The organism is Collinsella tanakaei (genome assembly GCF_021531055.1).
In the GTDB taxonomy this organism is placed as follows: Bacteria; Actinomycetota; Coriobacteriia; order Coriobacteriales; family Coriobacteriaceae; genus Collinsella; species Collinsella tanakaei_B.
In genome coordinates this window covers 324,238-350,314 of sequence record NZ_JADYTL010000001.1, presented here as the reverse complement: position 1 = coordinate 350,314, position 26,077 = coordinate 324,238, and the positions used below count along the sequence as shown (strand labels likewise).

Here is a 26,077-nt window from a genome sequence, read left to right as displayed (position 1 = left end):
GACATGGGATACATCCATATCAACAGGCTTAGCGTACATGAGCGCCGACAGCTCGAGGAGCGCCGGTTCAGCCTCGATGAACTGACGGCGCTGCATGCCGCTTTGGAGCGGATGCATCGAAGGCGGATACGCGCGTTTCAAATCGTGGCATGTGCGTTGCTCGCGATCTCCTTTGTGCTGATCGCGATGACCGGATATCTGACGGGTCCGTCGCCGGCGCTTGCTTTCTCGATCGTTGCCGTATGTGCGCTGGACATCGTTTGCCTGATATTGGTTTGGGTGTTGGGAATTCGTTTGTTTGCTCAGCAGTTCAACGACGCGATCGATCGGGGTTATCCTGAGCTTGTCGGTAGACTGCATCTGTAGGCTGAGGGTGCCTGGCACGTGCGGGAGGCTTGTTCTGTTCCACAAGCTTCGTACTTGATGTTGGACAAAACGGACTCTTTCGTATTTCTGGATAATTAGATCAGACTACCCTTACTTTTGCATATCTTTGGGCGCCCAGAGACGCTCGGAGATGCATAGCCGTTCTAGGGCGCGATTTTTCGGTGCCCCTGATCCATAGGCGCTATACCCTCTATCAAAAGCCCAGTTGAATCCTGCGGCGTTGTTCACGGGTGTTTCCCTATCTGCGAAAGCGCACGAAAAAATCGCGCCCTAGAACGATTCACGCTTTTGGAAGCCGCGCAGGGGCATGGAAGGACGATGCCACGGCATACCGCAAGGCGGATACACGACACCTCGGGGTCATCTGCGTCCTTTGCTGCCGCTTCGGTCGAAAAGGGCGTCGGCAAATCGATCCTGTTCGGCGTCGACGGCGCTTGCTGCGCTAAAATGAAGTCACTATGGTTGTTCGGCGCAGGCACCGCGAAAATAGGGGATCGCGGCCATCTTCGCCTGTGCCGAAAGGCAAGGAGGACGCATATGTCTACCGTTCCCGCTCCCATCGATGCCACGAGCACGCCCGCGTGGGCCGCGCTGCGGAAGCATTACGACGAGATGACCGCCGCCGGCGTGGACCTCAAGGGCTGGTTCGCCGCCGACCCCGATCGTGTGAAGAAGCTCAGTTTCGACATGGGCGAGTTCCACATCGACCTGTCCAAGAACCTCGTCACCGACGAGACCATGAAGCTGCTCGTCGAGCTCGCGCGCGAGATGAAGATCGAGGAGCGTCGCGACGCCATGTACAGCGGCGTGCACATCAACACCTCCGAGGACCGTGCCGTTCTCCACACCGCGCTGCGCCGTCCCGCCTCCGATGCGGGAACGGTGTTCGACGGCGACCAGGATTGCGTGGCCGACGTTCGCGAGATGCTCGATCGCATGTACGCCTTCGCCGAGAAGGTCCGCTCCGGCGAGTGGAAGGGCGTCACGGGCAAGAAGATCGAACACGTCATCTCCATCGGCATCGGTGGCTCCGACCTCGGCCCGGTCATGGTGTACGAGGCGCTTAAGCCCTACTCCGACGCTGGTATCGACTGCCGCTACATTTCCAACATCGACCCCAACGATATGGCCGAGAAGGTCCGCGGCCTCGACCCCGAGACCACGCTCGTCATCGTCGTGTCCAAGACGTTCACCACGCTCGAGACTCTCACTAACGGCCGCGAGGTCCGCACCTGGCTGCTCGACGCCCTCGAGGCCGCCGGCGCCATCGACGGTTCCGAGGCCAGCCGCGCCGAGGCCGTGAAGAAGCACTTCGTCGCCGTGTCCACCGCCCTCGACCTCGTCGCCGACTTCGGTATCGACCCCGAGAACGCCTTTGGCTTCTGGAACTGGGTCGGCGGCCGCTACTCCGTCGATTCCGCCGTGGGCCTGTCGCTCATCATCGCGCTCGGCCCCGAGCGCTTCGAGTGCTTCCTCAAGGGCTTCCACGACGTGGACATGTACTTCCAGAACACTCCGCTCGAGGAGAACGTCGTCGCGCTGATGGGCCTCATCAACGTGTGGTACGTCAACTTCTTCGGCGCCGAGAGCCACACGGTTCTGCCGTACAACCAGTACATGCACCGCTTCCCGGCCTACCTGCAGCAGCTCACCATGGAGTCCAACGGCAAGGGCGTGCGCTGGGACGGCTCGCCGCTCACCACGGCTTCCGGCGAGATCTTCTGGGGCGAGCCGGGCACCAACGGTCAGCACGCCTTCTACCAGCTCATCCATCAGGGCACGCGCCTGATCCCCTCCGACCTCATCGCGTTCGTTAACACCCCGAACCCCAACAAGGACGGCGACCAGGACGTGCACGAGCTGTTCCTTGGCAACTTCCTCGCGCAGACCAAGGCGCTCGCGTTCGGTAAGACCGCCGACGAGGTCCGCGCCGAGGGCACGCCCGAGGAGCTCGTGACCGCGCGCATCTTCACCGGCAACCGTCCGACCACCTCGATCTTCGGCATCGACCTCACCCCGCATGCGCTCGGCGCGCTCATCGCGCTCTACGAGCACATCACCTTCGTCGAGGGCACGGTCTGGGGCATCGATTCGTTCGACCAGTGGGGCGTCGAGCTCGGCAAGCAGCTTGCCAAGCAGATCACGCCTGCGTTCCACGACGACGAGGCGCTCGCCGCCCAGGACGCCAGCACGAAGGCGCTCATCGAGTTCTACCGCGCGCACCGCAAGTAGCGTTTGCTGGATGCGGGCGATTCCGTAGCCTTAGCTGGGCCCGTCTCCCTTTGGGGAGGCGGGCCTTTTGTGTGACGGAGGAGGGTGGGCCGCAGCCGCCCGCTGGCCGTGTTCCGGATTTGAATCCATGGGTTTGTCTCATGAAGCGGCCTCTAACTGAGACAAACCCATGGGTAAGAATTGAATCAAGACGACCTCGGGCTATTTCGGGGCATGTCGGTACGGTATCATGGCAGGGCATGTGTCCTGCCATAATCGAGCGCAACGAGAGGATCGTTCCGATGCCGTTTCCCTTCAAGGCCGTTATCTTCGATATGGACGGCGTGATCGTCGATACCGAGAAGTTCTACTTCGATGAGCTTGCCGTCATGAGCGACGAGCTGGGGCTCGGTATCACGCTCGAGGAGCGCAAGCGCCAGGTCGGCATGTCGCACCAGGACTTTCAACGCAGTCTGCAGATGTGGGCGGCGCGCGGCGGCTACGGCGAGCTGACCGGCGACGAGGCGGAGGACATCTACAACCGTTGGGCGGCCGGCCGTCCGCGCCCGTATGCCCAGCTGCTCAACCCCGGCGTGCGCGAGACGGTGTCGGCGCTTCACGATATGGGTGTGCGCGTGGCGCTCGCCTCGTCCTCGCCGCTGGCAAACATCCGCGACGTGCTGGCCGCGTGCGGCCTGGCCGATATGTTCGATCCGATCGTGTCGGGCGAGCAGTTCCATCAAAGCAAGCCGGACCCCGAGATCTACCTGCACACGCTCGATGTGCTCGGCCTGCCCGCCGAGGCGTGCTGCTGTATCGAGGATTCCGTTTACGGCATCGCCGCCGGTCGCGCCGCGGGGCTGACGGTCATCGCCAAGCGCGAGGAGCGCTTCGGCTTTTCGCAAGAGGGCGCCGACCGCATCATCGACCAGGTCTCCGACCTGCTCAATGTAAAATAACCCCTGGGGTTATTTTACATTCGCTGCAAAAGAGAAGAGGGCCGAAGCCCCCTTCTCTTCCCTGGACTGAACCGAATCCGCACCGCGCTTACGCCGCCTGACGTATCGGATGGTTGTTCATGTGCGGCTTCGCCGGCGTGGCGTGTAGATGGCGCCCGTCGATGGATGCGAAGCTCGCCGGCGCGCTCGCGACGGGGCGATGCGCCCAGGCGACGGTATCATCCTCGGTGTTCAGCCATAGCGCGATGCGCTTTGCGAGCGCCGGCAGAGCAACCGAAGCCGCCTCGAGCAGGAGATAGACGACGGCAAGCGAGGCGAGCATCCCCGCGAGCGTACCGATTGCATGCAGATCGATCATCATGGACTCCTTTCCTCGTCGCGGTCGGTCCGATGGGTGCCGAGTCCGGCATCTATGTATTCCATACCCGCTGCAGGGCGGAATAAGCGGTGCATTTGGCAAACGCGCGCTATCGCATGTCGAGCAGCCGCGCGCTTCGCGCGGCGATGGATTCTCCGAGCTCCTGGGCGTCGGCACCGCGGATGGCGGCGAGCTCTTCCAGCGTCTGGGCGAGCTCCTGTTCGAGGAGCTGCGCGGAATAGGGGGTATGGTCGCCCGGCGGCGCGTCGGTTTCGAGCAGCAGTGCCCGCTCGGGTATGATTCGTGCGTACTCGCGGCCGCGCTTGGTGGCGAGCATGCGCCCGTTGATGGAGAATAGGCAACCCGCCCGCCGTGCGCGGGTGAGCTCATCGCTCGTTCCGGAAAACCAATGCAGGATGCAGACGGCGTTCGAGACGAGGTCGTGTCGCTCCAGGATGTCGAGGACCGCGGCTGCGGATTGCTCGGCGTGGATCGAGAGGATCCGTCCGTCGAGGGGGTGCTCGGCACAGGCGCGGGCGACGGCCGTGAGGGCAGCGGTTTGCAACGGGGCGCTCGCGCGATGGCGTGCGGAAAAGTCGAGCCCGATCTCGCCGACATAGGGCGTGCTCGCAAGGTACGCGACGAGCTCGTCGATATCGCGCTCATCGCACGTTTCGTCGGTGAGCCACCACGGGTGCAGCCCCGCTCCCACGCGGACGTTGCTCATCCCGGCATAGGCGTCGCGCGCCTTTTCGTAGACGGCGGGCGTGACGGTCACGTCGAACAGAGCGAGTCCGCGCGCGGCGGCATCGCGTGCCACGTCGGGCCCGTTCGCCATCAGATCGAGATGACAGTGCATGTCGACGAGGCGCATGGGTGCTCCTTTCCGTCGGGCTCTCCGTCAGCCGATGCGGGTGCCGTCCGGTCGGATGCGCTCGCATCCGACGCCCGAGATCCGCCTGATCACCTCGCCGGCGATCATCTGGCCCATGATGGGAGGCATGAAGCTCGCGGTGCCGAGCTCGGGCCGGGTACCTGCGGGGTCGGACGCCTGCGCGCGGGCGGGCGGTTCCTCGCACGAATAGAGGACGCGCAGATGGCGTATGCCGCGACGCCGGCATTCCTTGCGGATCACGCGGGAGAGCGGGTCGCGGACCGTGTCGTGGATGTCGGCGATGCGCAGGCATTCGGGATGCAGCTTGTTGGCCGCGCCCATACTGCTGATGAGGGGGATACCGCGCGCCGGCGCGAGTTCGGCGAGCGCGAGTTTGGTCGCGACGGTGTCGATGGCGTCGACGATGTAGTCGATGTGTCCGTCGCAAGCGGAGAGGCAGTCGTCGAGGAGGGCCTCGAGGTTGTCCGGTAGCACGAACGCGTCGCGGGCGATGACGGTGCAGTCGGGGTTGATGTCGGCGATCATGGCGGCCATGGCGTCGACCTTGCGCTGTCCGACGGTGCTGGTAAACGCGATCGCCTGGCGGTTGATGTTGCTCGGTGCGACGACGTCCTTGTCGACGATGACCAGACGCCCGATGCCGCCGCGCGCGAGCGCCTCGATGCAGTTGGAGCCCACGCCGCCCACGCCGAACACCATGACGGTCGCGCGCTGCAGGCGTGCGAGTCCTTCTGCACCCATGATGATGCGGAGTCGATCGGTAGCTGTCTCTGCCATGCGGATGCCTTTCGCGTCTAGACGGTACGGTCACGATTATAGGGGTCCGTGCCGCTTGACGCGACGCTTGGCGAGCGCGCGACGGGGATGGGGCCCTTCTTACCGCGCGCCCCAGTGGTTTCGTCGTGGAGACGGGTGGCGCGTATCGCGTTCGCCTCCGTTATCTGCGACGATGGTCGCATACGTATCAACTGACCCAACAGGGGAGTTCTTCATGGCAGAGTTCATCTACCAGATGTATCAGGCGCGCAAGGCGCACGGCGACAAGGTCATCCTCGACGACGTCACGCTGTCGTTTTACCCGGGCGCCAAGATCGGCGTCGTGGGCCCCAACGGCATGGGCAAGTCCACACTGCTCAAGATCATGGCCGGTATCGAGGAGGTCTCCAACGGCGAGGCGCGACTTACGCCCGGCTACACCGTCGGCATCCTCGAGCAGGAGCCGCCGCTCGACGACGACAAGACCGTCATCGAGAACATCCGCATGGCGTTCGGTGACCTGCTCGCCAAGGTCGATCGCTTCAACAAGATCGGCGAGGAGATGTGCGACCCCGACTGCGACATGGACGCGCTGATGGCCGAGATGGGCAAGCTGCAAGACGAGATCGACGCGGCCGACGGCTGGGATATCGACAGCAAGCTCGGCCAGGCGATGGACGCGCTGCAGTGCCCCGACGCCGACATGCCGGTAAACGTCCTGTCCGGTGGCGAGCGCCGCCGCGTCGCCCTGTGCAAGCTTCTGCTCGAGGCGCCCGACCTGCTGCTGCTCGACGAGCCCACCAACCATCTCGACGCCGAGTCGGTCCTGTGGCTCGAGCACTTCCTGCACAACTATGCGGGTGCCGTGCTCGCCGTCACCCACGACCGCTACTTCCTGGACAACGTCGCCGAGTGGATCTGCGAGGTCGACCGCGGTCATCTGTATCCGTACAAGGGCAACTACTCCACCTATCTGGAGACCAAGGCCGCGCGTATCGCCGCGCAAGGCCAGCGCGACGCCAAGCTCGCCAAGCGTATGGCCGCCGAGATCGAGTGGGTGCGCAGTTCGCCGAAGGCGCGCCAAGCCAAGAACAAGGCCCGTCTGGCCCGCTACGAGGAGATGGAGGCCGAGGCCCGTGCGAGCCAGAAGCTCGACTACACCGACATCCGCATCCCGGTCGGTCCGCGCCTGGGCGCCAAGGTGCTCGAGGTCGAGCACCTGCACAAGGAGTTCGACGGACGCGTGCTCATCGACGACCTGTCGTTCAGCCTGCCGCGCAACGGCATCGTGGGCGTCATCGGCCCCAACGGCGTGGGCAAGTCGACGCTGTTCAAGATGATCATGGGGCTGGAGCAGCCTACCTCCGGCACGATCACGCTGGGTGAGACCGTGAAACTCTCCTATGTCGACCAGGGTCGCGAGGGCATCGATCCCGACAAGTCGCTGTGGGAGGTCGTCTCGGACGGTAACGACATCATGATCGTGGGCGAGTCCGAGGTGCCGAGCCGCGCCTACGTGGCGAGCTTCGGCTTTAAGGGTTCCGACCAGCAGAAGCGTGCCGGCGTGCTTTCCGGTGGCGAGCGCAACCGCCTGAACCTGGCGCTCACGCTCAAGCAGGGCGGCAACCTGTTGCTGCTCGACGAGCCCACCAACGACCTCGACGTCGAGACACTCTCCTCGCTCGAGGCGGCGCTGCTCGAGTTCCCGGGCTGCTCGGTGGTCATCAGCCACGACCGTATGTTCCTCGACCGCGTGGCCACGCATATCCTCGCGTGGGAGGGTACCGACGAGAATCCGGGCAACTGGTTCTGGTTCGAGGGCAACTTCGAGGCCTACCAGGAGAACCGCGTCGCGCGTCTGGGCGAGGACGCCGCCCGTCCGCATCGCATCCGCCGCAAGCTCACCCGCGACTAGCGACGTATCCGCAGTCGACCCAAGCGACGGGGCCGTCTCGAACCATATGGCTCGAGACGGCCCCGTCCTCATTTGTCCCAATATGCGTCCGGCTGGATTATTCGGCGCTATCGATGATCCAAACGGCGCCACCGGGCGTCGTGTTTCGCTTCAGACGGATGGTGACCGCGTGGCGCGCACCGTCACGCGTATAGCCCATGGGGAACGCGATGCGGTTGCGTCCGACCTCGATCGTGCCGCGCAGGCGGGCGATATGGTAGTACTCCGTGAGGATGCCCATGACGTCGGCCCCGTAGGGGAGCAGATACGAAAGTTCGCTCAGAAGATCGGCGGGGCAATAGACGTCGAGCGCGAAGTCGCAGGGGCTGTCGCTCGGGAGGTCGGGCTCCCGCAGGGGGGCGGCGGCGGGAGCGGGCGTCGCCGGAGTAGCCGCTTCGGGAGCTTCGTCCGCTGCCGGTCGGGTCTGTGCGGTTTCCTCGGACGCGGCCGCATCTTCTTCGGTCGCTGCATCCGTGATAGGTTCCGTCGCATTGATCGCGATGCCGGGCGTGGATTCCAACGTCGTCACGCCGGCGTTGGCGTTTTCGGGATCGTAGATCACCGTGAGCGTGATCGCCGGCTGCTCCGGTTCGTCGACGGAGGTCGGCTGCTGTGCGGGGGCTTCCTCCTCGATCGGTGCGTGCTCGCGCTCCGTATCAGATGCTGTTGGCGCATCGTCGGCGACATGATGTGCGGCCTGGTCGGAGGGTTCGGACGCGGACGCGGCGTCAACGTCCGTGTCGACGACCGGCTCGAACGTCGCCTGTCCGTCCGTCTCGCTTCCGTTTGCCGTATCGGCAGTCGCGACCGGCTCGGCCGCGCCATCGGTGGCCGCGATCGCCTCGACTGCGCCGTCTGCGGTCGAGACGGGCTCTGTCGAAGCATCGCCTTCCGCGATCGGCTCGGTCATGCGCTCGTCCGTCGTGTCGTTCGGCTCGGGCTCGTGTGACGTTTCGCGCCTGACTCGTTTCGGTTTTACGGGCTTCAGGCTCTTGTCGGCCTTCTTGCGCTTCCAGGATTTCGCGGAGCCGCCCTGCTTTTGCTTTTCGGGCGCCGCCAGGGCTTCGTCCCAAGCGGGCTGCGCGACGATGGTGGCGTAGATGCGCCCGCCCTTGAACACCTTCAGCTCGACGAAATCGTCGAGTGCCTCGAGCAGGTCGCGCGTGCTATCGAATCCCAGCTCCTCGGCGGTCATCCGGTCGGACGCCAACGCCTCCTCGACATTGGGCATGAGCGTCTGCTTGCCGCATCCGATCTGCTCGGACAGCAAACGGTACAGGTAGATATGGTTTCCGACCGACAGGGTCGGCTTCATCGCGCGCTCGCCCATGGCTCCTCTTTTCCAGATAGTCGTCTGCGTACCATCTTACCATCCGTATGCCACGAAAAAACGGGACCGGGCCGCACGCCGAAGACGCCTGCGACCCGGTCCCGCGAAGACCGGCACGTAAACGGGGGCTACGCACTCGCTCCGTCGGTCGGCACGGTATGCTCGGTTCCGCTGCCATCGGAGGTTCCGGTGTCCGTGCCCGAGGTGGAGCCGCTATCGGACGATGCGCCGCCGCCCGAGCCCTCGGTGCTGTCGATGTCCGTTGTGCCGCCGGCGTCGGTGGCGTCCTCATCGGTGCCCTGGTCGACATCCGTATCACCCGTAGCTCCCTGCTCGCCCGAGACAGGCGTATCCGTGTCGGGTGCCGCATCGGTGTCGGTCTGGGTATCCCCTATGGCCCCGGTCGTGTCGCCGTCGCCGTCATCTGCGCGCACGGCATCTCCCGCGTCGTCGGCAGACGAGGTCCCGTCCACGTGCTGCGCGGTGCTCGGCATGGAAAAGATCGGCTCGGTCTTCTCGCCGATGCCCTGGCCGGCCGTGCCCAGAAGGATCGCGGCGGCGCAGGCGGCGACCGCGACGGTGGCGATGAGCACCGAGAACACGATGACCTTTCGCTGCGTGGCGGCACGCGCCGCGGCCGCGCGAGCGCGGAGCTTGGAGGGGGCTATGCGCGCGTGCGGCGTGGATGCGGTGTCGAGCTGTGCGGTGACGGCCGCGGTGCCGGTGCCGTCGGCGGGGGAGGAGCCGCGCTGGGGGAGCTTCTCGCCGGCAGCCTTGAGGGTCCGGGCGCTCGCATCGAGGAAGCGACGGTACAGCTGCGAGGATACGACGGTGACGACCGAGCTCACGGCGGCGCCGATGATCGAGCCGGCGAGGCCGATGTACGATGCGAGCGCGACGGAGGTCGCCGCCGCGGCGGCGCCGGCGATGATCTGGGCGACGGAGAGCCCGTCGAACAGCTTGGGTTTGATCTGGATGGCCTGCGTCTGACCGATCAGCTCGTCGCGATCTTTGCCGGTGTTGTCGCCGGGACGCTGGTAGATTCTGGTGCGACGTCGGTTCGTGTACGGATCGTTATAAGGTGCCACGGTAGGTGCCTCCATCATGGCCGGGTGCGATGCTGCGGAAATGACGGCCATCGGAGGACGACGGCCGTCAGGTGTGTCCTTTGCATTTTGTACCCGGTCGGGAAAAATAGAAGCCCCTGCGGCAAGAGCACAAAAAGTGGCGACACACAGGGATATCTTGTGGATTTCCCCGCGTGCCTAGAGCACGGGCGCCACATGCCCGGCTGTCCGCCGTTTCGGAGCGAGCGGGGGCATCGGTTTCCAGCTGCGGTCGCGGTACACCTTGCGCGCGTCGCGCATCCCGCGGATGAGCGCGGGGATGCCGGTCGCAAACGACCGGTCGACCATGACAAGACGGATGAGTTCCTTGGAGAGCGTCGCCGCGGTGCCGATCCCGTAGAGCACACGGTGGTAATCCCCGTTGCAGCGCAGGTACCGTGCGGTGTAGCCGCGGTTGCGCATGATGTAGTAGCGGGTGGCGTCGCTCGTCGAGTTGAGCTGGCGTTTGCCGGCGATATCCCAGCTCGATATCGCGCGGGCGCGCCGCAGGATGACGTCGGCCACCACCGCGGTTCGGAAATGCTTGCTCGCAAGGTATCCGTAGACCGCGTCGTCGCCGTAGATGAAGTATCGAGGGTCGGGAAGCCCGATGGCGTCGACGACGCGCCGCGATACCAGGCCGCCCTCGAAGCACAGCTGGTTCGTGGGACGGTATCCCGCCGGACCGAGATCGCTGGTGGCAAAGGGGCTGGGTATGCCGAGCGGCGTGATGAACCGGTACATCCAATAGAACGCGCCGCCGTCGAAATCGAGCCGTGAGCCCTGGATGACGTCGAAGCGTCCTGTCCAGCGGGCAAGCTTGCCGATGGCGTCGGGTTCGCAGGTCACGTCGTCGTCCATGAGCCAAAACCAGCGCGCTCCGAGCCCATAGGCGCAGCGGATGCCCGCCGAGAATCCTCCGGCACCTCCGAGGTTGTCTGCCTGCGGGAAATAGACCGCGCGGCGCGTGCCGCCGCGATCGTCCGGGTCGGACGGGCCCCATGCCGCCTCGAGCCGGGAGTCGAGCTCGTCGACCATGCGCGCGGTGTCCGAGGAGTCCTCGTTGTCCACGACGACGATGCGCCACGGCTTGCCGGCGAGCGATGCGATCGAATCGAGCAGATCGCGGAGAAGCCCCTGTCGCTTATAGGTCACGATGACGATGGAGAGCCGATCGATGTTCGATCGGCGCGCGATCGCGACGCTGGTCTGAGGTTGTTTTCCAAACGAATGCATGGCTATCGCCCGTCTTTCACCATGGACTGCAAAACATCGGGACGCGCTGCCTTCGCGCGAGCGAGGTCCACGGCGCGCCGATGTTTGCCAGTGCGTACCCGGCTCGTGGCACGGCTATCAGAATTCGCCGTTTCACTATCGAAACGTGATGGTTTCTTTAGCTATGTGAAGAGCGCGTGGCAATAGGATGAAGCGGGATTCGGCGCGTGCGCGCCGGGGAACCATGAGCCGAAAAACTACCGGTTCGGTGAGGTTCGATGCGGATGAGGGAACACGATTGCGATGACGAAAGGCTTGCGGAATCACCTGCTCCGGCGCTTTCGTTGCTCATGCCTATCTACAACATGGAGCGCTACCTGCCCGAAAGCCTTGCCTCGGCCTGCGCCCAGACGCTTTCCGATTTCGAGATCGTCTGCATCGATGATGGGTCGACCGACGGCTCGGCGGCGGTTATCGATGAGTTCGCGCGCCGTGACGACCGCATCCGCGTGATCTCGAAGGCCAATTCGGGGTACGGCGATTCCATGAATCGAGGGCTCACTGCCGCGCGCGGTGTCTACATCGGCATCCTCGAACCCGATGATGTGCTGTATCCCGATAGTCTTCGGCTCCTGTACGACACGGCGCGCAGGACCGACGCCGACATCGTCAAGGGCAATTTCGACCGGTACTGGGCGCGGCCGCGCGAGCGGGTCGAGTTCTCCGAGGTCGTCGATGCCGCCCGCTGCGATGCCGCCGTGTGTCCGCGCAAAGATCCGTTCATCTTTTACGAGCAGCCTTCCATCTGGTCGGCCGTATATCGTCGCGCCTTCTTGGAGCAAGCGGGTATCCGGTTTTTGCCGACGCCCGGCGCGTCGTTCCAGGACTGCTCGTTTGCCTTCAAGGCGTTGGCGGCCGCCGATCGTGTGACCTATGTGCACGACGCGGTGCTGCGCTACCGCCAGGACAACGAAGGATCCTCGGTGCACGCGTCCGACAAGGTCTTTTGCGTCTGCGACGAATATGCCGAGGTCGAGCGGTGGATCGTGCGGGTTTTCGAGCCTCGACACGGGTCGGACGAGGCGGCACGGCTTCTTCGAATCGCCCAGGTCGCTAAGTACGATTCGTATCTGTGGAGCTACGTACGTCTGGCGCCCGAGTACCGCGAGATGTTCCTGACGCGCATGGCACGGGAGTTTGCGCACGCGATCGACCGAGGGTGGTTCGCGCTTGACGACTTGAAGCCTTGGAAACGCGCCAATCTCGAGGCGATCATGTGCGATCCCGCCGCGTGGGTGCGCCGCAACGCCGCGTACGCCGGGGCGGGTCCGGCGGGACGTGCTTGGCACTACCTGCGGCTTGGCGGCCTCGGTCTGCTCGCCGCATATGCGCGGGACAGGTTGCGCCATGGGTAGCGGGGCCAACGCGACGGATTCGCGCACGGCCGAGCCGATCTTCTCGATCATCGTGCCGGTTTACAACACGGAACGGACGCTGCCGGCCTGTCTTGACTCCATCCTGGCGCAGACGTTCGCGGATATCGAGGTCGTGTGCGTGGACGACGGCTCGCCCGACGCCGCGGCGGACGTGCTGGCAACCTACGCCTCCCGCGATCCCCGCATGCGCGTGTTGCGTCAGCCGAACGCCGGTCTCTCGGCGGCACGCAACGCCGGAATGCGCGCGGCATGCGGCCGCTACCTCGTGTTTGTCGATTCGGACGACACAATCGAGCCCATCCTGTGCGAGCGCGTGCTCCAGGCGTTCGAATCCGACGAAGCCGTCGATGCCGTGACGTTCGGGGCGGTGTGCGAGCCCGAGCGGCTCGCGTCGGCGCGCATCCGCATGCTGCTGAGCCCTGTGGATACGGTGTATCGCCGGTTCGATCCCGCGCTGCTGTTCTCGGCTCATGCGCAGCCCTATGCGTGCCGCGTGGCGCTGTGCGCATCCTTTGTCCGCAGATGGGGGCTCACGTTCGACGAATCGCTGCGTTTCGCCGAGGACGTGCCGTTTCTGTTCACCGTCTATCCGCTGGCTCGGACCACGGTGCTCATCTCGGACAAGCTCTATCGCTACCGCATGCAGGAGGGGTCGCTCACGCACGATTTCAACGAACGCTCGTCGTGCGAGCGTAAGCTGGCACAGCACCTTGACGTGTTGGGGAGCATCTTCAGGGAGTGGGAGGTTCGCGGCGTCCGCCCGTCCTGTGCGCCCGAGATGGTGACCTGGTGCTTGGACTTCACGCTGTTCGACATCGTGAGGGCATCTGGGCGGTGTGCGGCTTCAAGCGTCCGCCGCCTTGCGGCCATGCTCGAGCATGCGTTCGGCCCGAACTGGGTGGAGCTGCCGGCGCACCCGGCAGTGCGTTGCGCCGCCTGCGCCGTGGCAGCTGCCGATGGGGATGCGCTTCGCGTGAGCCGTATCGGGTTGGTTCGCTTCTTCGTTGCTACGCGCGGCCTTGCGGCCTGTATCGAGCGGGTTTTAGGACGATAGTGGGACGGACCTTACGTTGCCGTGCCCGGAATCGGATGTTTCCGTCTAGCTCTCGCCTTTCGTTTCGATGGCGTGTTACAAAATCGATGAGTTTCTAGTTAATTCGGAGGCCGCGCTGGTCTATACATAATGTTTCTTATATTGTGAGTCGACCGATGACCGTCCAAGATTTTGCTGCAAGATATCTTATATAAAGAACTAGATATCCATCTGACAGTCTTCTTACCCGATGTCTCATGCAGGCTCGTTTGCTCGCGCGATTTCAACTAGAAACTATCGTATTTTGGAACCAGAGCCGGAACTGAACGATCCGGCTCGTACGGTGCGGCATTGCTCATGCATAATTTGATTGCTCTAAGCCCGTTGCATGTATATTAACGCGGCGATCCTTCCATAGGTTCCCAGAAATGATGTGATGCGGTTGGGCCGTTGTGTTCTGAGAGCGTATCCGGAGTTCGCCATCGCCGGTATTTCCCGTTCTAAGCGGAAGCCCGATCAAAGCGCTCGGGTTGCGGCCACCCTGTGAGCGGCTACAATTACGGGCAGGGATACACGTAAAGGAGCGAGCATGGACCAGCAGACCTTCACACGTCCTGACGGCGGGGCGGCCCAGATGGCCGAGGATGGTTTTTTCCGCATCGCCGCGGCGACGCCTAAGATTCGCGTGGCCGACGTCGAGGCGAACGCCACGGCGGCGCTTGCCTGCATCCAAGAGGCGGCACGGCAAGGCGTCGGCGCCCTCGTGCTGCCCGAGCTCAACCTGACCGGGTATACCTGCGCGGACCTGTTCTTGGACCGCACGTTGCTGCGCGCCTGCGAGCACGCCGTGGAGCGGCTGCTCGACGAGACGCGCGAGCTGCCGATCCTGTTCACGCTCGGCGTTCCCGTCGCGTACGAGGAGTCCCTGTTCAACTGCGTCGCCGTGTGCTGCGCAGGTCGCCTGCTGGGTCTTACCGTCAAGCGCAACCTGCCCACGTACAGCGAGTTCTACGAGCGCCGCTGGTTCGCACCCGCGCCGATCAACCCCATGCGTCCCATCCGCTACGCGGGCCAGGAGCCCGTGTCCATCGGGTGGGGTACCGTCTACCGGTGCGTTGACGCCGGTCTTGAGGACGTGGCGATCGGTGTGGAGGTCTGCGAGGACCTGTGGGTGCCCGCTCCGCCTTCGATCGACATGGCGGTGAGCGGTGGCGCGACCATCATCCTCAACGCGTCGGCCTCCGACGAGGTGATCGGCAAGGCGGAGTACCGTCGCGACTTGGTATGCGGGCAGTCCGCGCGCCTGTACTGCGCCTATGCGTATGCCGATGCGGGCGAGGGGGAGTCCACGACCGATCTGGTCTTCGCCGGCGAGAACCTCATCGCCGAAAACGGCGGCCTCGTCGCCCGTACCGACCTGTTCACCTGCGACATGGCCGTGGCCGACGTCGACCTCGACCGTCTGCTCGCCGAGCGTCGCCGCTGCACCACGTGGGAAAAGCCGGCGTTCGCCCATGGTGCCCGCGGCGTCGTCGACTTTTCCTATCTGGGTGCCGCCTGCGTCGCCGGAGAGGACCGCCCCGCCGCGGTGCCACAGCTCATGCGCTCCGCACTCGCGTGCGATCGCGTCTTTGCCCGCACCCCCTTCGTTCCCGCCGATCGGGGTGATCTTGCCGAGCGCTGCGAGACGATCTTCGGTCTGCAGGCGGCGGGCCTCAAGACGCGCCTTGCCCATACCGGCACCGAGCACGCCGTCATCGGCCTGTCCGGCGGCCTCGATTCCACGCTCGCCCTGCTCGTCACCGTGCGCGCCTTCGATGCCCTCGGTTTGGCGCGTACCGGCATCACCGCCGTCTCCATGCCGGGGTTCGGCACGACGGGGCGCACCAAGGGCAATGCCGAGACGCTCGCTCGCGCCCTCGGCGTGGATTTCCGCGAGATCTCGATCCATGCTGCGGTTGAGCGGCACTTCTCCGATATCGGGCACGATCCGGCCGTCACCGACGTCACCTACGAGAACAGCCAGGCCCGCGAGCGCACGCAGATCCTCATGGACCTCGCCAACGAGCTCGGAGGCTTCGTGATCGGCACCGGCGACCTGTCCGAGCTCGCCCTCGGCTGGGCCACGTACAACGGCGACCATATGAGCATGTACGCGGTGAACGCGAGCGTTCCCAAGACGCTCGTGCGACATCTCGTGCGCTATGCGGCAGGTCTGTACGGCGGCAAGATCGAGGAGACCCTGCTCGATATCCTGGACACGCCCGTCTCGCCCGAGCTGTTGCCGCCGACCGGCGACGGCCAGATCGCGCAGAGGACCGAAGACCTCGTGGGGCCCTACGAGCTGCACGACTTCTTCCTGTATCATCTGCTGCGCTTCGGCTTTACGCCGGGCAAGATCTACCGCATGGCGTGCCGCTCGTTTGCCGGCGAGTACGACGAGCGCACCGTGTGGAGCTGGCTGCGTGTGTTCTACCGGCGCTTCTTCGCCCAGCAGTTCAAGCGCAGCTGTCTGCCCGACGGTCCCAAGGTGGGCTCGGTCACGCTCAGCCCGCGCGGCGATTGGCGCATGCCGTCCGATGCGAGCGCACGTCTGTGGCTCACCGAGATCGACGAGCTCGAGCCCGTATCCTGATAGGGCGTGTCCGGCGCACGGCGTCCCGTCCGACCATCCCGTTGAAACTTTCTACGTAGAGGAGCTATACCCATGCAGTTCTCAAAGCGGCTCGACCAGTTCGGCGACGAGGTGTTCGCCTCGCTCAACCAGCGTCGTCTCAAGCTCGAGGTGGAAGGCCGCACGATCTACAACCTGTCGGTCGGCACGCCGGATTTCGCCCCGTACGACCATGTGGTCGAGGCGCTTCGCTCCGCGGCATCCGAGCCGGCCGAATGGAAGTACAGCCTGGGTGACCTACCCGAGCTCAAGCAGGCGGTGTGCGACTACTACGCGCGCCGTTTCGGTGTCGAGGGCATCACGCCCGACATGGTCGCCAGCTGCAACGGCACGCAGGAGGGCGTGGGTCATCTGGGGCTCGCGCTGCTCGATCCCGGCGACACGGTGCTCGTGCCCGATCCGTGCTACCCGGTGTTCGAGGCGGGCGTGAAGATCGCCGGCGGCGAGCTCGCGTACTATCCGCTCAACGCCGAGCACGACTTTTTGCCGTATGTTGCCGGTATCGATCCCGAGGTGGCCGATCGCGCCAAGTACATGATCGTGTCCCTGCCCGCCAATCCCGTGGGCAGCGTGGGCACGCCCGAGCTCTACGAGGAGATCATCGCCTTCGCGCGCGAGCACGACCTGCTGATCGTGCACGATAACGCCTACTCCGACATCGTGTACGACGGTCCACACGGCGGCAGCTTCCTGAGCTATCCGGGTGCGCTCGAGGTGGGCGTCGAGTTCTTCTCGCTGTCCAAGTCCTTCAACGTGACCGGCGCGCGCATCGGCTTCATCGTCGGCCGCGCGGATGTCGTGGCGGCGTTCGCCAAGCTGCGCGGTCAGATCGACTTCGGTATGTTCTTCCCGATCCAGCGCGCCGCGATCGCCGCGCTTACCGGCCCGCTCGACGAGGTCGAGGCGCAGCGGCTCAAGTACCAGCAGCGCCGTGACGCACTCTGCGACGGCTTGGAGCGCATCGGATGGGAGCGGCCCAACGCCCACGGCACGATGTTCGTGTGGGCCAAGCTGCCCGGCGGGCGTACCGATTCCATGGCGTTTTGCGAGGAGCTCATGGAGCGCGCCGGCGTGATCGTCACCCCGGGTGCGAGCTTCGGTCCGCACGGTGAGGGCTATGTGCGCATGGCGCTCGTGCTGCCGCCCGAGGGCCTGAAAGCCGCGGTCGACGCCATCGAGGCCGCCGGCATCTAAACATCCGACATGGGTCAGTTGGGGACGTATCCCGTCCAGCCCTTTTTGCGCTTACCGGCGCCTCAAATGGGTTGGACCGAACACGTCCCCAACTGACCTATATTGCGACGGGCGATGTGTGCGTCCCGTGTAATTGTTACAAGTGCAGTAGGAATAAAGCCCCGCCCGTCTGGTGTCGGCGAAACGGGATATATTCAACACCGTGGTACACAGACCGATCAACCTGGATAAGGGGTGCACATCATGGTCGATAACAGGAAGGTCGCCGTCGTCGGATGCGGGTTCGTCGGGTCGTCCTCGGCGTTCGCGCTCATGCAGAGCGGGCTGTTCTCGGAGATGGTCCTCATCGACGTCGATCGCGCTCGCGCCGAAGGGGAGGCGCTCGACATCAGCCACGGCTCGCCGTTCGCCGCCCCCATGCGGATCTACGCCGGCGACTATCGCGATGCCGCCGATGCGGCGATGATCGTCGTGACGGCGGGCGCCGCGCAGAAGCCCGGCGAGACGCGCCTCGACCTGGTGAACAAGAACGTCGCGATCTACCGCAGCATCATCCCGAACATCCGCGAGGTGGGCTTCGAGGGCATCCTGCTCATCGTGTCCAATCCCGTCGATGTGCTCACGTACGCGGCCATGAAGATGTCCGGCCTGCCCGAAAGCCGGGTGATCGGATCGGGCACGGTGCTCGACACCGCTCGCCTGCAGGAAGCGCTCGGCGCGCATCTGGGTGTCGATCCGCGCGACGTGGAGGCCTATATCATCGGCGAGCACGGCGATTCGGAGCTCGCGGTCTGGTCGAGCGCCGATGTCGCGGGCGTTCCGCTCAAGGACTTCTGCGAGATGCGCGGTCACTTCGACCACGAGCAGGCCGAGCGCCGCATCGCCGACGAGGTCCGCAACGCCGCCTACGAGATCATCAAGCGCAAGCACGCGACCTACTACGGCATCGCGATGTCGGTCACGCGGCTGTGCACGGCGATCATGCGCGACGAGAAGTGCGTGCTGCCGGTCTCCAGCCTGATGGTGGGGGAGTACGGCCTGTCCGACATCTGCATCTCGATGCCCACGATCGTCGGTCGCGACGGCATCGAGTGCCGCGTGCCGATCTCGCTGGACGACGATGAGTTCGGCGAACTGCACCGTTCGGCGGCCGCGCTGTCGGATGTGATCGACCGGGCGGGGCTTCGCTAGATCCGCGCCGTCCCCTAACCGCCCGTCGCATGGTCCTCTGTGGTGCGCGGCGGCCCCATGGCCGCAGCGTGCCTCGCGTCATGCCATATCGCGCCGGCAAACAGGCTGCATTTCGCCATGATGCGTTCCTTGTTCGTACAAGATGCACGCGATAGAATGACCTCGTAGCGAACGCGTGGAACAGGAGGTCATCATGGTCGATCAGGCGCGTGACTGGTGGAAGCAGGCGGTCGTGTACCAGGTGTATCCGCGTAGCTTCCGCGATGCCGACGGGGATGGTCTGGGGGATATCCGCGGCGTCACGACGGAGATGGATTACCTCGAGCGTCTCGGTATCGACGCCATCTGGCTCTCCCCGTTCTATCCGTCCGAGCTTGCCGATGGCGGCTACGACGTGATCGACTATCGCGACGTCGATCCGCGCTTGGGCACCCTCGTGGATTTCGATGATATGGTCGCCGCGGCGCACGCACGCGGCATCAAGGTCATCGTCGATATCGTCCCCAACCATACCTCGAATCGTCATCGGTTCTTCCAGGCGGCGCTCGCGGCTGGACCCGGTTCCCCCGAGCGCGATCGCTATATCTTCCGTCCCGGCCGCGGCGAACATGGCGAGCTGCCTCCCAACGGCTGGAAGTCCTGCTTCGGCGGTTCGGCCTGGGAGCGCGTCGAGGATGGGGAGTGGTACCTGCATCTGTTTGCCAAAGAGCAGCCCGATCTCAACTGGAAGCACCCCGATGTGCACGAGGAGTTCAAGACGACCCTGCGCTTCTGGTCCGATCGCGGGGTGGATGGATTCCGCATCGATGTCGCGCATGCGCTCGCCAAGGATCTGGAGAGCCGGCCGCTCGATGAGCTCGACCAAGATCCGCGTCAGGGCGAGGGTAACGTATCCAACCCGCTTTGGGACCGCCCGGAGGTGCACGACATCTACCGCGAATGGCGCCGGGTCTTCAACGAGTACGAACCGCCGCGGTTCGCAGTCGCCGAGGCGTGGGTCGCCCCCGAGCATCAACGCTTCTACGCGTCGCCCGACGAGCTGGGTCAGGTGTTCAACTTCGAGTTCGCAAAGGCCGACTGGTTCGCGGCGGACTTCCGCCGCGCGATCGAAGAGGGCCTGTCCTGCGCCGAGCTGTCCGGCTCGACAAGCACCTGGGTGCTGTCGAACCACGACGTGCCGCGCCATGCGACGCGCTACGGCTTGCCGCAGGTCAAGGCGACCGTGCACCACCAGTTCGTGACCGATTGGCTGCTGCGCGACGGTGCGACCTATGTAGAGGATCGCACGCTGGGCACGCGCCGCGCCCGTGCCGCCTTGCTCATGGAGATGGGGTTGCCCGGGTCGGTCTACATCTATCAGGGTGAGGAGCTCGGCCTGTTCGAGGTCGCCGATATCCCGTGGGACCGTCTGGAGGACCCGCAGGCGCGCCGCACCGCCCATGGGGATGCGATCAAGGGCCGCGACGGCTGTCGCGTCCCGCTGCCGTGGGCTGCATCCGACATGCCGAAGCCCGCCGCATGGAACGAGGCGTTCGGTGAGGGGATGACCGGTTCGTTCGGTTTCTCGGCGCCGCAGGCCGGCATGTCCCGCGCCGACGCCTCCGCAGCGCCGCATCTGCCGCAACCGCGCTGGTTCGCCGACCACGCCGTGGACGTCGAGACGGACGATCCCACGTCGATGCTGTCGTTCTACCGTCGTGTTCTCGATCTTCGTGCGCGACTGCTCACGGTGACAGGTGACACGTCGCTTTCGTGGGTTCCCGCAGGAGAGCTCGGCCCGACGCCCGATCAGGTCATCGCCTATCGCCGCCCCGTCGCGTGCGGCAAGACGTTCACCTGCATCGTGAACTTCGGCGCCCAGGCGGTGCCGGCCCCCGAGGGAGAGCTGCTCATGGCATCGGACGACCTGTCCTTCGGTCGCATCCCACAGGATTGCGCTGCGTGGTTCCTTGTCTGACCTCTCGCATGCACATGCGCGCTATCATGGAACGCGTTGGGATCGAATACGGATGGGACGGCGATGGCGGTGCAGGGTGATGAGCGGGATACGCGCCCGTCGGAAGAGGTTGCGGATGCTGCGGTGCACGCGACGGCTGCATCGGGTCCTTCCGAGCGCTCTTCTGACCCGGTAGGCTCATCGCAACGTGCGGAGTCCGCGGGTGCGTCGCAGCCCGACGCGCCCGCGGACGATTCCCGTACCGGCGTGCTCGCCACGATCGTGGCCAAGCTTCCGTTCGGTACGGCGTCGTCTAAGGAATCCGAAGCTCACGATACCGAGCCTCAGCACGGGGACGACGATGCGTCGCCGTCGTCGACGGCAAAGCCCGGTTCCTTTCTGACGTACGCCCAGACGGCGCTCGATCCCTTTACCAAGCGCCCGCTGTGCGAACTCGACAGCCTCGTGTTCTCCTGGTTGGCGTACTATCGGCTTTCCGCCCCGCTTCGTCATGCGCGCACGCGCGAGGGCATCGCCTTGCACGAGCTGCTGCGCGCGGAGGATTTCGAGTCCATGTTCGGCACCAGCTGGGACCCCGAGGGAAGCCGCGAGCTCCTGTTCGCCGTGTGCGCGAGCCCGCGCTTCCGCGATGCGCGCCTGACCTGTTTTGCCTTCAAGACCGATAAGGCATCGGCCGAGCAGTTCGCCGCGATGACGTTCACGCTGCCCGGCGGGGGCGCCTACATCGCGTTTCGAGGGACCGATTCGACGCTCGTCGGCTGGCGCGAGGACTTCGACATGGCCTCGCGTTGCCCGGTGCCCTCGCAGCGCGAGGCGCGCGCGTACGTGGAGCGTGTGGCGTCCCGTGTGGATGGGCCGCTCTACCTCGGCGGTCACTCCAAAGGCGGCAACTTGGCCGTATATGCCGCCGCGACGGTGCCCGCGTCCGTCCAAGACCGCATCGTGCGCGTGTTCTCGCACGATGGGCCGGGGTTCGACCGGGCGCTGGTGGAGGGCGACGGGTATACGCGGATCCGCGACCGCGTGGACAAGACCGTCCCCAAGTCCTCGATCATCGGCCTCATCATGGATACCGAGCGCGATTTTACGGTCGTCGAGAGCGGCGGCATCTCGGTGCTGCAGCACAATCCCTTCCTGTGGGAGGCCGACGGCTGCGAGTTCCGGCGCGCCGACGGCCTGTCGGCGAGCTCGCGGTATTTCGGGGCGACGGTTGCCGATTGGATGGACCGCTTCACACCCGAGGAACGCGGTGCCTTCATCGCGACCCTGTTCGACGTGCTCGGCGTGACCGGCGCGCAGCGTTTCGCCGACATCCGCGATTCCTGGCGCACGAGCCTGCCAGCCATGCGCGATGCCGCGGAATCGCTCGCGCCCGAGCAGCGCGCGTTCGTCATGGACGTGCTCAAGGCGCTCGTCCGGGTGGCGACGATCGACCGTGTCCTCGATGCCTCCTCGTCGCTCGTCGAGTCGCTGCTGCCGTCGCATGAGGAGGAGGACGACGCTACGGCGTGATGCGCCGTGCCGGTTCCCGTGTCGCGTCGGCTTGGTATACTTTGCACGCCCGATCGACGCGAAGGAGACCCCTGCATGAAGATCAACCATGCCATCCTGCATATTCTGGATTTCGATTCCGCGGTGAACGTCATGAGCGCCCGCGAGCTCGATCTCGACACGCGCGCCGTCCGCTCGTTCGTGACGTCGCATCTGCGCCGTGCCCGCACGAGCGCGGACAACAAGCGCGGGTCGTTTGCCGAGAGCAGCGCCTTTGCCGCCGAGCTCAAGGCGTTCCTGTTCGGCGACCGCGACTTCATCGACCTATCGCAGCAGATCGCCGAGTTCTTCGCCGGCGAGCTCGCGAAAGCCGACAAGGCGGAGTCGACCGACATCCTGGTGGCGGACTTCGACGACGATGACGACGTGCGGTGGTTCGCGATCCTGCTCATGGGCAGCCGTATGGCGTTCATGCACGAGGTGGCGCGCGAGGGCGGCGAGGTGCGCAACGACATCGCGCGCCATTACGCCATCCTGCCGAGCCCGTCGCAGAAGGTGTCGAGCTACGCGCTCGTGCGCGCCAGCTCGATGGAGATCTTCTACCAGGACAAGAAGCGCAAGATCGCCGGCGAGGACACGATGATCATCCCCGATGGGCTGCTGCAGTGCTCCACGGGCGTGTCGGGCAAGGAGGTCATCGAGACCGTGACGCGCATCGTGGCCGAGGTCGCCGAGGAGCATGGCGCCAATACCGCCGTCGCCCTCGCGCGCGCCAAGGAGGTCGTGTGCGAGCGCGTGGAGGAGGACGAGGAGATCGCCCCGTGGGACCTTGCCGACGAGATCTTCGAGGACGAGCCGGCGATGCGCGAGCGATTCGAGACGCAGATGCGCGAGGAGCGGCTGCCCGAGCACGTGCCGGTCGAACGCGTCCAAGTGGAGCGCGCGGCGGTGCGCAACCATAAGATCCGCACGGACACGGGCATCGAGATCACCTTCCCCGCCGAGATGCTGCGCAACACCGAGTACGTGCAGTTCGTCAACGAGCCCAACGGTCTGATCTCGATCGAGCTCAAGAACATCGGGAGCATCGAGAACCGCTGATGCGACCATGCGGCGGGGTGGTGCCGGGTGCCGCCCCGTCATATGGCGTCGGCAAGCGGTAGGCGCGCCTGATCCCGACGTCCCGTTCTACGGCAAGAAAAACGCCCCGTGGTCCATCGGAACCACGGGGCGTTGCCGTTGCGATGCGTCGCGGAGGTTACTCGGCGGCGTTCTCGTAGCCCTCGAGCTTGGAGGTGCAGTGCGGGCAACGGGTGGCGTCGTCGGCGATCTCCTGCTTGCAGAAGGGGCAGGTGCGCGGCGCAGGTGCGGCCTCCTCCTCGGCCTGCTTGGCGAGACCGGCCTTCTTGATGGCCATCTCCTTGAGGTCGTTGAAGGTGTTCATACCCTTGATGATGGCGAACACGGCGACGGCGGTGATCAGGAAGCTGATGACCGCGGAGATGAAGGCGCCGAAGTCGACGGTCTGGCCGTTGAGGACCAGCGAGAGGCCCTTGACCTCGGGGCTGCCGCCGATCGCGGAGATGAGGGGCTGGATGATGGTCGAGACGAGCGAGTTCACCACCGAGGTGAACGCGCCGCCGATGATGACACCGACGGCGAGGTCGACGACGTTACCGCGGCTGATGAACTCGATGAATTCCTGGATGATGCTTTTCTTGTCCTGCGCCATGGTGCTCCTTTTGCAATACAGGGTGGGTGAAAAAACCAAACGCTCATTATGACGCGTCGACGCGTGGAGGCTAGACGGTTCAACCGATAGGTGAAGACGCGCGTCAACAGCTTGGCGTCATGGAAAAGCGGCGGCCCTGCAGGAGGGCCGCCGCTTCATGGGGTTGCATGCGGCAGGGGTCTGTCGAACCGCGTGCTCCTATTCGTCGCCGAAGCTGATGCCGAGCGCCTTGGCCTCACGGATGAGGTCGCATTCGGGGTCGACGTACTTGAGCTTGCCGGCGACCTCGGACAGCGGCACGCGCGTCATCCTGCCACCGATCTGGGAGATCATGTAGCCATACTCGCCGGCAAGGCACCCGAGCGCCGCCTCGGCGCCGCACTGCGTGGCGAACACGCGATCCTGCGCATCGGGCTCGCCGCCGCGCTGCGTGTGACCGGGGATGGCGACGCGGGTTTCGCGACCGGTCTTGGCCTCGATCTCCTTGGCGATGTCGTAGACGATGGAGGGAGAGGTGCGCTCGGCGACCTTCTTCTTGTACTCCTTCTTGGACAGCTTCGCGTCCTCCTTGGAGATGGCGCCCTCGGCGACCGCCACGATGGTGAAGCGGCTTCCGCGCTCCATGCGGCGCTCGATGGTGTTGATGACGTTTTTCATGTCGAACGGGATCTCGGGGATCAAGATGACGTCCGCACCGCCGGCGACGCCTGCGTACAGCGGGATCCAGCCGACCTTGTGACCCATGATCTCGATGACGAAGACGCGGCCATGCGAGCTGGCGGTGGTGTGGATGTTGTCGATGCACTCGGTGGCGACCTCCACCGCGCTCGAGAAACCGAAGGTCCGCTCGGTGCCCCAGGTGTCGTTGTCGATGGTCTTGGGCAGCGCGATGACGTTCAGGCCTTCCTGCGACAGGCGGTTCGCCGTCTTGGTCGAGCCGTTGCCGCCCAGCATGAACAGGCAGTCGAGTCGGAGCTTATGGTAGGTCTGCACCATGGCGGGGACCTTCTCGACGCCGTCGGCCTCGGGGGTGTCGAGCATCTTGAAGGGCGTACGGCTGGTGCCCAAGATCGTGCCGCCGCGCGTGAGGATGCCGCTGAAGTCGTGCGGCGTCATGACACGGAAGCGGCTGTAGATGAGTCCCTGGTAGCCATCCTCGAATCCGTAGATCTCAAGGCCGTCCTTGCAGTTGTTCTCGAGCGTCTTGACGATACCGCGCATGGTGGCGTTGAGCGCCTGGCAGTCGCCACCGCTCGTGAGAAGGCCGATCCTCAGCATGGAAATCCCCCCATATCGATTCGGTTGATTCTGCACCGTAGGAAGTGTAGCGCAACGTATGGCCCGCGGTGTCGTGGGTCTGTAAAGTTATCCCATGGCGATGCAGATGTATTGCATATGGGTATGCGGTGGTCCGGCGCGTCCGGTCCCGTGAGGCCGGCGGTTGGGACCGGGCAAAGACGCGGCGGCTCGATCCGCGTGGCGCCGGTCGAACGTGGTATCCTGCTAGATTAAGGCAAACAGCGCGGTGTCAGCGCGAACGATGGGGAAGGCTGGGCTATGAAGGAACTCGAGGATCGCATCCGTCAAGACGGTATCGTCAAGGCTGGAAACGTGCTCAAAGTGGATGCGTTTCTCAACCATCAGTGCGACGTCGAGCTGTTCGACCATATGGGCGCCGAATGGGCCCGTCTATTCGAGGGCGCGAACATCAACAAGATCCTGACGATCGAGGCCAGCGGTATCGGTATCGCCTGCATCGCCGCGCAGCATTTCGGCAACGTGCCGGTCGTCTTCGCCAAAAAGGCCCAGTCCATCAATCTGGACGGCGAGCAGTACGCCACGACCATCTACTCGTTCACCAAGAAGCGCGAGTATCCGGTGATCGTCGGCCGCCGCTTCCTCAACCCCGACGACCACGTGCTGATCATCGACGACTTCCTGGCCAACGGCTGCGCGCTCGAGGGCCTCATCACCATTGTCGAGAGCGCCGGTGCCACCGTCGAGGGTATCGGTATCGCCATCGAGAAGGGTTTCCAGGGCGGCGGCGACAAGCTGCGCGAGCGCGGCTACCACGTCGAGAGCCTGGCGCGCCTGGTCAGCATGGACTGCGAGACCGGCGAGCTCACGTTCGCCTAACGGGGACGTTCCACCCTCTGCTTGGAATCGAATAGGTCCGCGTGGGCATGCTGCCGCGCGGA

The 26,077-nt window shown here is 64.8% G+C and carries 21 protein-coding genes; 13 read left to right on the top strand and 8 right to left on the bottom strand.

The window, feature by feature from the left end; genetic code table 11:
• Nucleotides 1-3: 3 nt before the first annotated feature.
• The 3 genes from I6E04_RS01575 (at nt 4) to I6E04_RS01565 (ending at nt 3,557) form a co-directional block, all read left to right on the top strand.
• Nucleotides 4-366 carry a hypothetical protein gene (locus I6E04_RS01575; RefSeq protein WP_235421397.1) on the top strand — a complete coding sequence of 121 codons (363 nt, stop codon included), beginning with the start codon at nt 4-6 and terminating at the stop codon, nt 364-366.
• Between the two features lie 558 nt (nt 367-924).
• A complete protein-coding gene (gene pgi / locus I6E04_RS01570; RefSeq protein ID WP_235421396.1) occupies nt 925-2,619 on the top strand; it encodes a glucose-6-phosphate isomerase in 1,695 nt (564 codons plus the stop codon).
• A gap of 281 nt (nt 2,620-2,900) precedes the next feature.
• Entirely contained in the window at nt 2,901-3,557 is a 657-nt protein-coding gene (locus I6E04_RS01565) for an HAD family hydrolase (RefSeq protein ID WP_235421395.1), read from the top strand.
• An 88-nt stretch (nt 3,558-3,645) separates the two neighbouring features.
• On the opposite strand, the gene I6E04_RS01560 is transcribed toward I6E04_RS01565, so the two are convergent.
• The 3 genes from I6E04_RS01560 to I6E04_RS01550 all read right to left on the bottom strand — a co-directional run bounded on the left by I6E04_RS01560 (nt 3,646) and on the right by I6E04_RS01550 (nt 5,587).
• Nucleotides 3,646-3,915: a hypothetical protein gene (locus I6E04_RS01560; protein WP_235421394.1), complete on the bottom strand. Its 270-nt coding sequence runs from the start codon at nt 3,913-3,915 to the stop codon at nt 3,646-3,648.
• Between the two features lie 109 nt (nt 3,916-4,024).
• Nucleotides 4,025-4,789, bottom strand: coding sequence for a TatD family hydrolase (locus tag I6E04_RS01555; RefSeq protein WP_235421393.1), 765 nt, complete (start codon nt 4,787-4,789; stop codon nt 4,025-4,027).
• A 27-nt stretch (nt 4,790-4,816) separates the two neighbouring features.
• Nucleotides 4,817-5,587, bottom strand: a complete 771-nt coding sequence (locus I6E04_RS01550; RefSeq protein ID WP_235421392.1) for a tRNA threonylcarbamoyladenosine dehydratase — start codon at nt 5,585-5,587, stop codon at nt 4,817-4,819.
• A 214-nt stretch (nt 5,588-5,801) separates the two neighbouring features.
• On the opposite strand from I6E04_RS01550, the gene ettA reads away from it, so the two are divergent.
• Entirely contained in the window at nt 5,802-7,481 is a 1,680-nt protein-coding gene (gene ettA / locus I6E04_RS01545; protein WP_235421391.1) for an energy-dependent translational throttle protein EttA, read from the top strand.
• Between the two features lie 97 nt (nt 7,482-7,578).
• On the opposite strand, the gene I6E04_RS01540 is transcribed toward ettA, so the two are convergent.
• The 3 genes from I6E04_RS01540 to I6E04_RS01530 form a co-directional block, all read right to left on the bottom strand.
• Entirely contained in the window at nt 7,579-8,850 is a 1,272-nt protein-coding gene (locus I6E04_RS01540; RefSeq protein ID WP_235421390.1) for a hypothetical protein, read from the bottom strand.
• A gap of 128 nt (nt 8,851-8,978) precedes the next feature.
• A complete protein-coding gene (locus I6E04_RS01535) occupies nt 8,979-9,938 on the bottom strand; it encodes a hypothetical protein (protein ID WP_235421389.1) in 960 nt (319 codons plus the stop codon).
• A 177-nt stretch (nt 9,939-10,115) separates the two neighbouring features.
• The gene (locus I6E04_RS01530) at nt 10,116-11,192 is read right to left on the bottom strand and encodes a glycosyltransferase (RefSeq protein ID WP_235421388.1); all 1,077 of its coding nucleotides are present in this window, start codon (nt 11,190-11,192) and stop codon (nt 10,116-10,118) included.
• 263 nt (nt 11,193-11,455) lie between these two features.
• Here I6E04_RS01530 and I6E04_RS01525 point away from each other — a divergent pair, with 263 nt between their 5' ends.
• The 8 genes from I6E04_RS01525 (at nt 11,456) to I6E04_RS01490 (ending at nt 23,248) form a co-directional block, all read left to right on the top strand.
• Nucleotides 11,456-12,586 (top strand): glycosyltransferase, encoded by a 1,131-nt coding sequence (locus I6E04_RS01525; protein WP_235421387.1) that lies wholly within the window; start codon nt 11,456-11,458, stop codon nt 12,584-12,586.
• Nucleotides 12,579-13,661, top strand: coding sequence for a glycosyltransferase family 2 protein (locus tag I6E04_RS01520; protein ID WP_235421386.1), 1,083 nt, complete (start codon nt 12,579-12,581; stop codon nt 13,659-13,661). The genes I6E04_RS01525 and I6E04_RS01520 overlap by 8 nt, the downstream gene beginning before the upstream one ends.
• Nucleotides 13,662-14,229: 568 nt before the next feature.
• Nucleotides 14,230-16,275: an NAD(+) synthase gene (locus tag I6E04_RS01515; RefSeq protein ID WP_235421385.1), complete on the top strand. Its 2,046-nt coding sequence runs from the start codon at nt 14,230-14,232 to the stop codon at nt 16,273-16,275.
• Between the two features lie 72 nt (nt 16,276-16,347).
• A complete protein-coding gene (locus I6E04_RS01510) occupies nt 16,348-17,508 on the top strand; it encodes a pyridoxal phosphate-dependent aminotransferase (protein ID WP_235421384.1) in 1,161 nt (386 codons plus the stop codon).
• 243 nt (nt 17,509-17,751) lie between these two features.
• The gene (locus I6E04_RS01505) at nt 17,752-18,699 is read left to right on the top strand and encodes an L-lactate dehydrogenase (protein WP_235421383.1); all 948 of its coding nucleotides are present in this window, start codon (nt 17,752-17,754) and stop codon (nt 18,697-18,699) included.
• 193 nt (nt 18,700-18,892) lie between these two features.
• Nucleotides 18,893-20,656 (top strand): glycoside hydrolase family 13 protein, encoded by a 1,764-nt coding sequence (locus I6E04_RS01500; protein ID WP_235421382.1) that lies wholly within the window; start codon nt 18,893-18,895, stop codon nt 20,654-20,656.
• Between the two features lie 63 nt (nt 20,657-20,719).
• Nucleotides 20,720-22,168 carry an Mbeg1-like protein gene (locus tag I6E04_RS01495; RefSeq protein WP_235421381.1) on the top strand — a complete coding sequence of 483 codons (1,449 nt, stop codon included), beginning with the start codon at nt 20,720-20,722 and terminating at the stop codon, nt 22,166-22,168.
• Nucleotides 22,169-22,243: 75 nt separating this feature from the next.
• Nucleotides 22,244-23,248: a nucleoid-associated protein gene (locus tag I6E04_RS01490; protein ID WP_235421380.1), complete on the top strand. Its 1,005-nt coding sequence runs from the start codon at nt 22,244-22,246 to the stop codon at nt 23,246-23,248.
• A 157-nt stretch (nt 23,249-23,405) separates the two neighbouring features.
• Here the strand turns inward: I6E04_RS01490 and mscL are convergent, their stop codons facing one another.
• On the bottom strand, nt 23,406-23,879 hold the full coding sequence (gene mscL, locus I6E04_RS01485; protein WP_235421379.1) for a large conductance mechanosensitive channel protein MscL: 474 nt from the start codon (nt 23,877-23,879) through the stop codon (nt 23,406-23,408).
• A 198-nt stretch (nt 23,880-24,077) separates the two neighbouring features.
• On the bottom strand, nt 24,078-25,157 hold the full coding sequence (locus tag I6E04_RS01480; RefSeq protein ID WP_235421378.1) for a 6-phosphofructokinase: 1,080 nt from the start codon (nt 25,155-25,157) through the stop codon (nt 24,078-24,080).
• A gap of 279 nt (nt 25,158-25,436) precedes the next feature.
• Between I6E04_RS01480 and I6E04_RS01475 the strand changes: the two genes are divergently transcribed.
• Nucleotides 25,437-26,015, top strand: coding sequence for a xanthine phosphoribosyltransferase (locus I6E04_RS01475; RefSeq protein ID WP_235421377.1), 579 nt, complete (start codon nt 25,437-25,439; stop codon nt 26,013-26,015).
• Nucleotides 26,016-26,077 lie beyond the last annotated feature (62 nt).

What these genes read in the sequence shown, in the direction of transcription:
- I6E04_RS01495 (WP_235421381.1), top strand. Translation starts at nt 20,720, where the DNA reads ATGGCGGTGCAGGGTGATGAGCGGGATACGCGCCCGTCGGAAGAGGTT.
- I6E04_RS01490 (WP_235421380.1), top strand. Translation starts at nt 22,244, where the DNA reads ATGAAGATCAACCATGCCATCCTGCATATTCTGGATTTCGATTCCGCG.
- ettA (WP_235421391.1), top strand. Translation starts at nt 5,802, where the DNA reads ATGGCAGAGTTCATCTACCAGATGTATCAGGCGCGCAAGGCGCACGGC.
- I6E04_RS01475 (WP_235421377.1), top strand. Translation starts at nt 25,437, where the DNA reads ATGAAGGAACTCGAGGATCGCATCCGTCAAGACGGTATCGTCAAGGCT.
- I6E04_RS01540 (WP_235421390.1), bottom strand. Translation starts at nt 8,850, where the DNA reads ATGGGCGAGCGCGCGATGAAGCCGACCCTGTCGGTCGGAAACCATATC.
- I6E04_RS01505 (WP_235421383.1), top strand. Translation starts at nt 17,752, where the DNA reads ATGGTCGATAACAGGAAGGTCGCCGTCGTCGGATGCGGGTTCGTCGGG.
- I6E04_RS01550 (WP_235421392.1), bottom strand. Translation starts at nt 5,587, where the DNA reads ATGGCAGAGACAGCTACCGATCGACTCCGCATCATCATGGGTGCAGAA.
- pgi (WP_235421396.1), top strand. Translation starts at nt 925, where the DNA reads ATGTCTACCGTTCCCGCTCCCATCGATGCCACGAGCACGCCCGCGTGG.
- I6E04_RS01500 (WP_235421382.1), top strand. Translation starts at nt 18,893, where the DNA reads ATGGTCGATCAGGCGCGTGACTGGTGGAAGCAGGCGGTCGTGTACCAG.
- I6E04_RS01555 (WP_235421393.1), bottom strand. Translation starts at nt 4,789, where the DNA reads ATGCGCCTCGTCGACATGCACTGTCATCTCGATCTGATGGCGAACGGG.
- I6E04_RS01480 (WP_235421378.1), bottom strand. Translation starts at nt 25,157, where the DNA reads ATGCTGAGGATCGGCCTTCTCACGAGCGGTGGCGACTGCCAGGCGCTC.
- I6E04_RS01565 (WP_235421395.1), top strand. Translation starts at nt 2,901, where the DNA reads ATGCCGTTTCCCTTCAAGGCCGTTATCTTCGATATGGACGGCGTGATC.
- I6E04_RS01560 (WP_235421394.1), bottom strand. Translation starts at nt 3,915, where the DNA reads ATGATCGATCTGCATGCAATCGGTACGCTCGCGGGGATGCTCGCCTCG.
- I6E04_RS01575 (WP_235421397.1), top strand. Translation starts at nt 4, where the DNA reads ATGGGATACATCCATATCAACAGGCTTAGCGTACATGAGCGCCGACAG.
- I6E04_RS01515 (WP_235421385.1), top strand. Translation starts at nt 14,230, where the DNA reads ATGGACCAGCAGACCTTCACACGTCCTGACGGCGGGGCGGCCCAGATG.
- I6E04_RS01520 (WP_235421386.1), top strand. Translation starts at nt 12,579, where the DNA reads ATGGGTAGCGGGGCCAACGCGACGGATTCGCGCACGGCCGAGCCGATC.
- I6E04_RS01510 (WP_235421384.1), top strand. Translation starts at nt 16,348, where the DNA reads ATGCAGTTCTCAAAGCGGCTCGACCAGTTCGGCGACGAGGTGTTCGCC.
- I6E04_RS01530 (WP_235421388.1), bottom strand. Translation starts at nt 11,192, where the DNA reads ATGCATTCGTTTGGAAAACAACCTCAGACCAGCGTCGCGATCGCGCGC.
- I6E04_RS01525 (WP_235421387.1), top strand. Translation starts at nt 11,456, where the DNA reads ATGAGGGAACACGATTGCGATGACGAAAGGCTTGCGGAATCACCTGCT.
- mscL (WP_235421379.1), bottom strand. Translation starts at nt 23,879, where the DNA reads ATGGCGCAGGACAAGAAAAGCATCATCCAGGAATTCATCGAGTTCATC.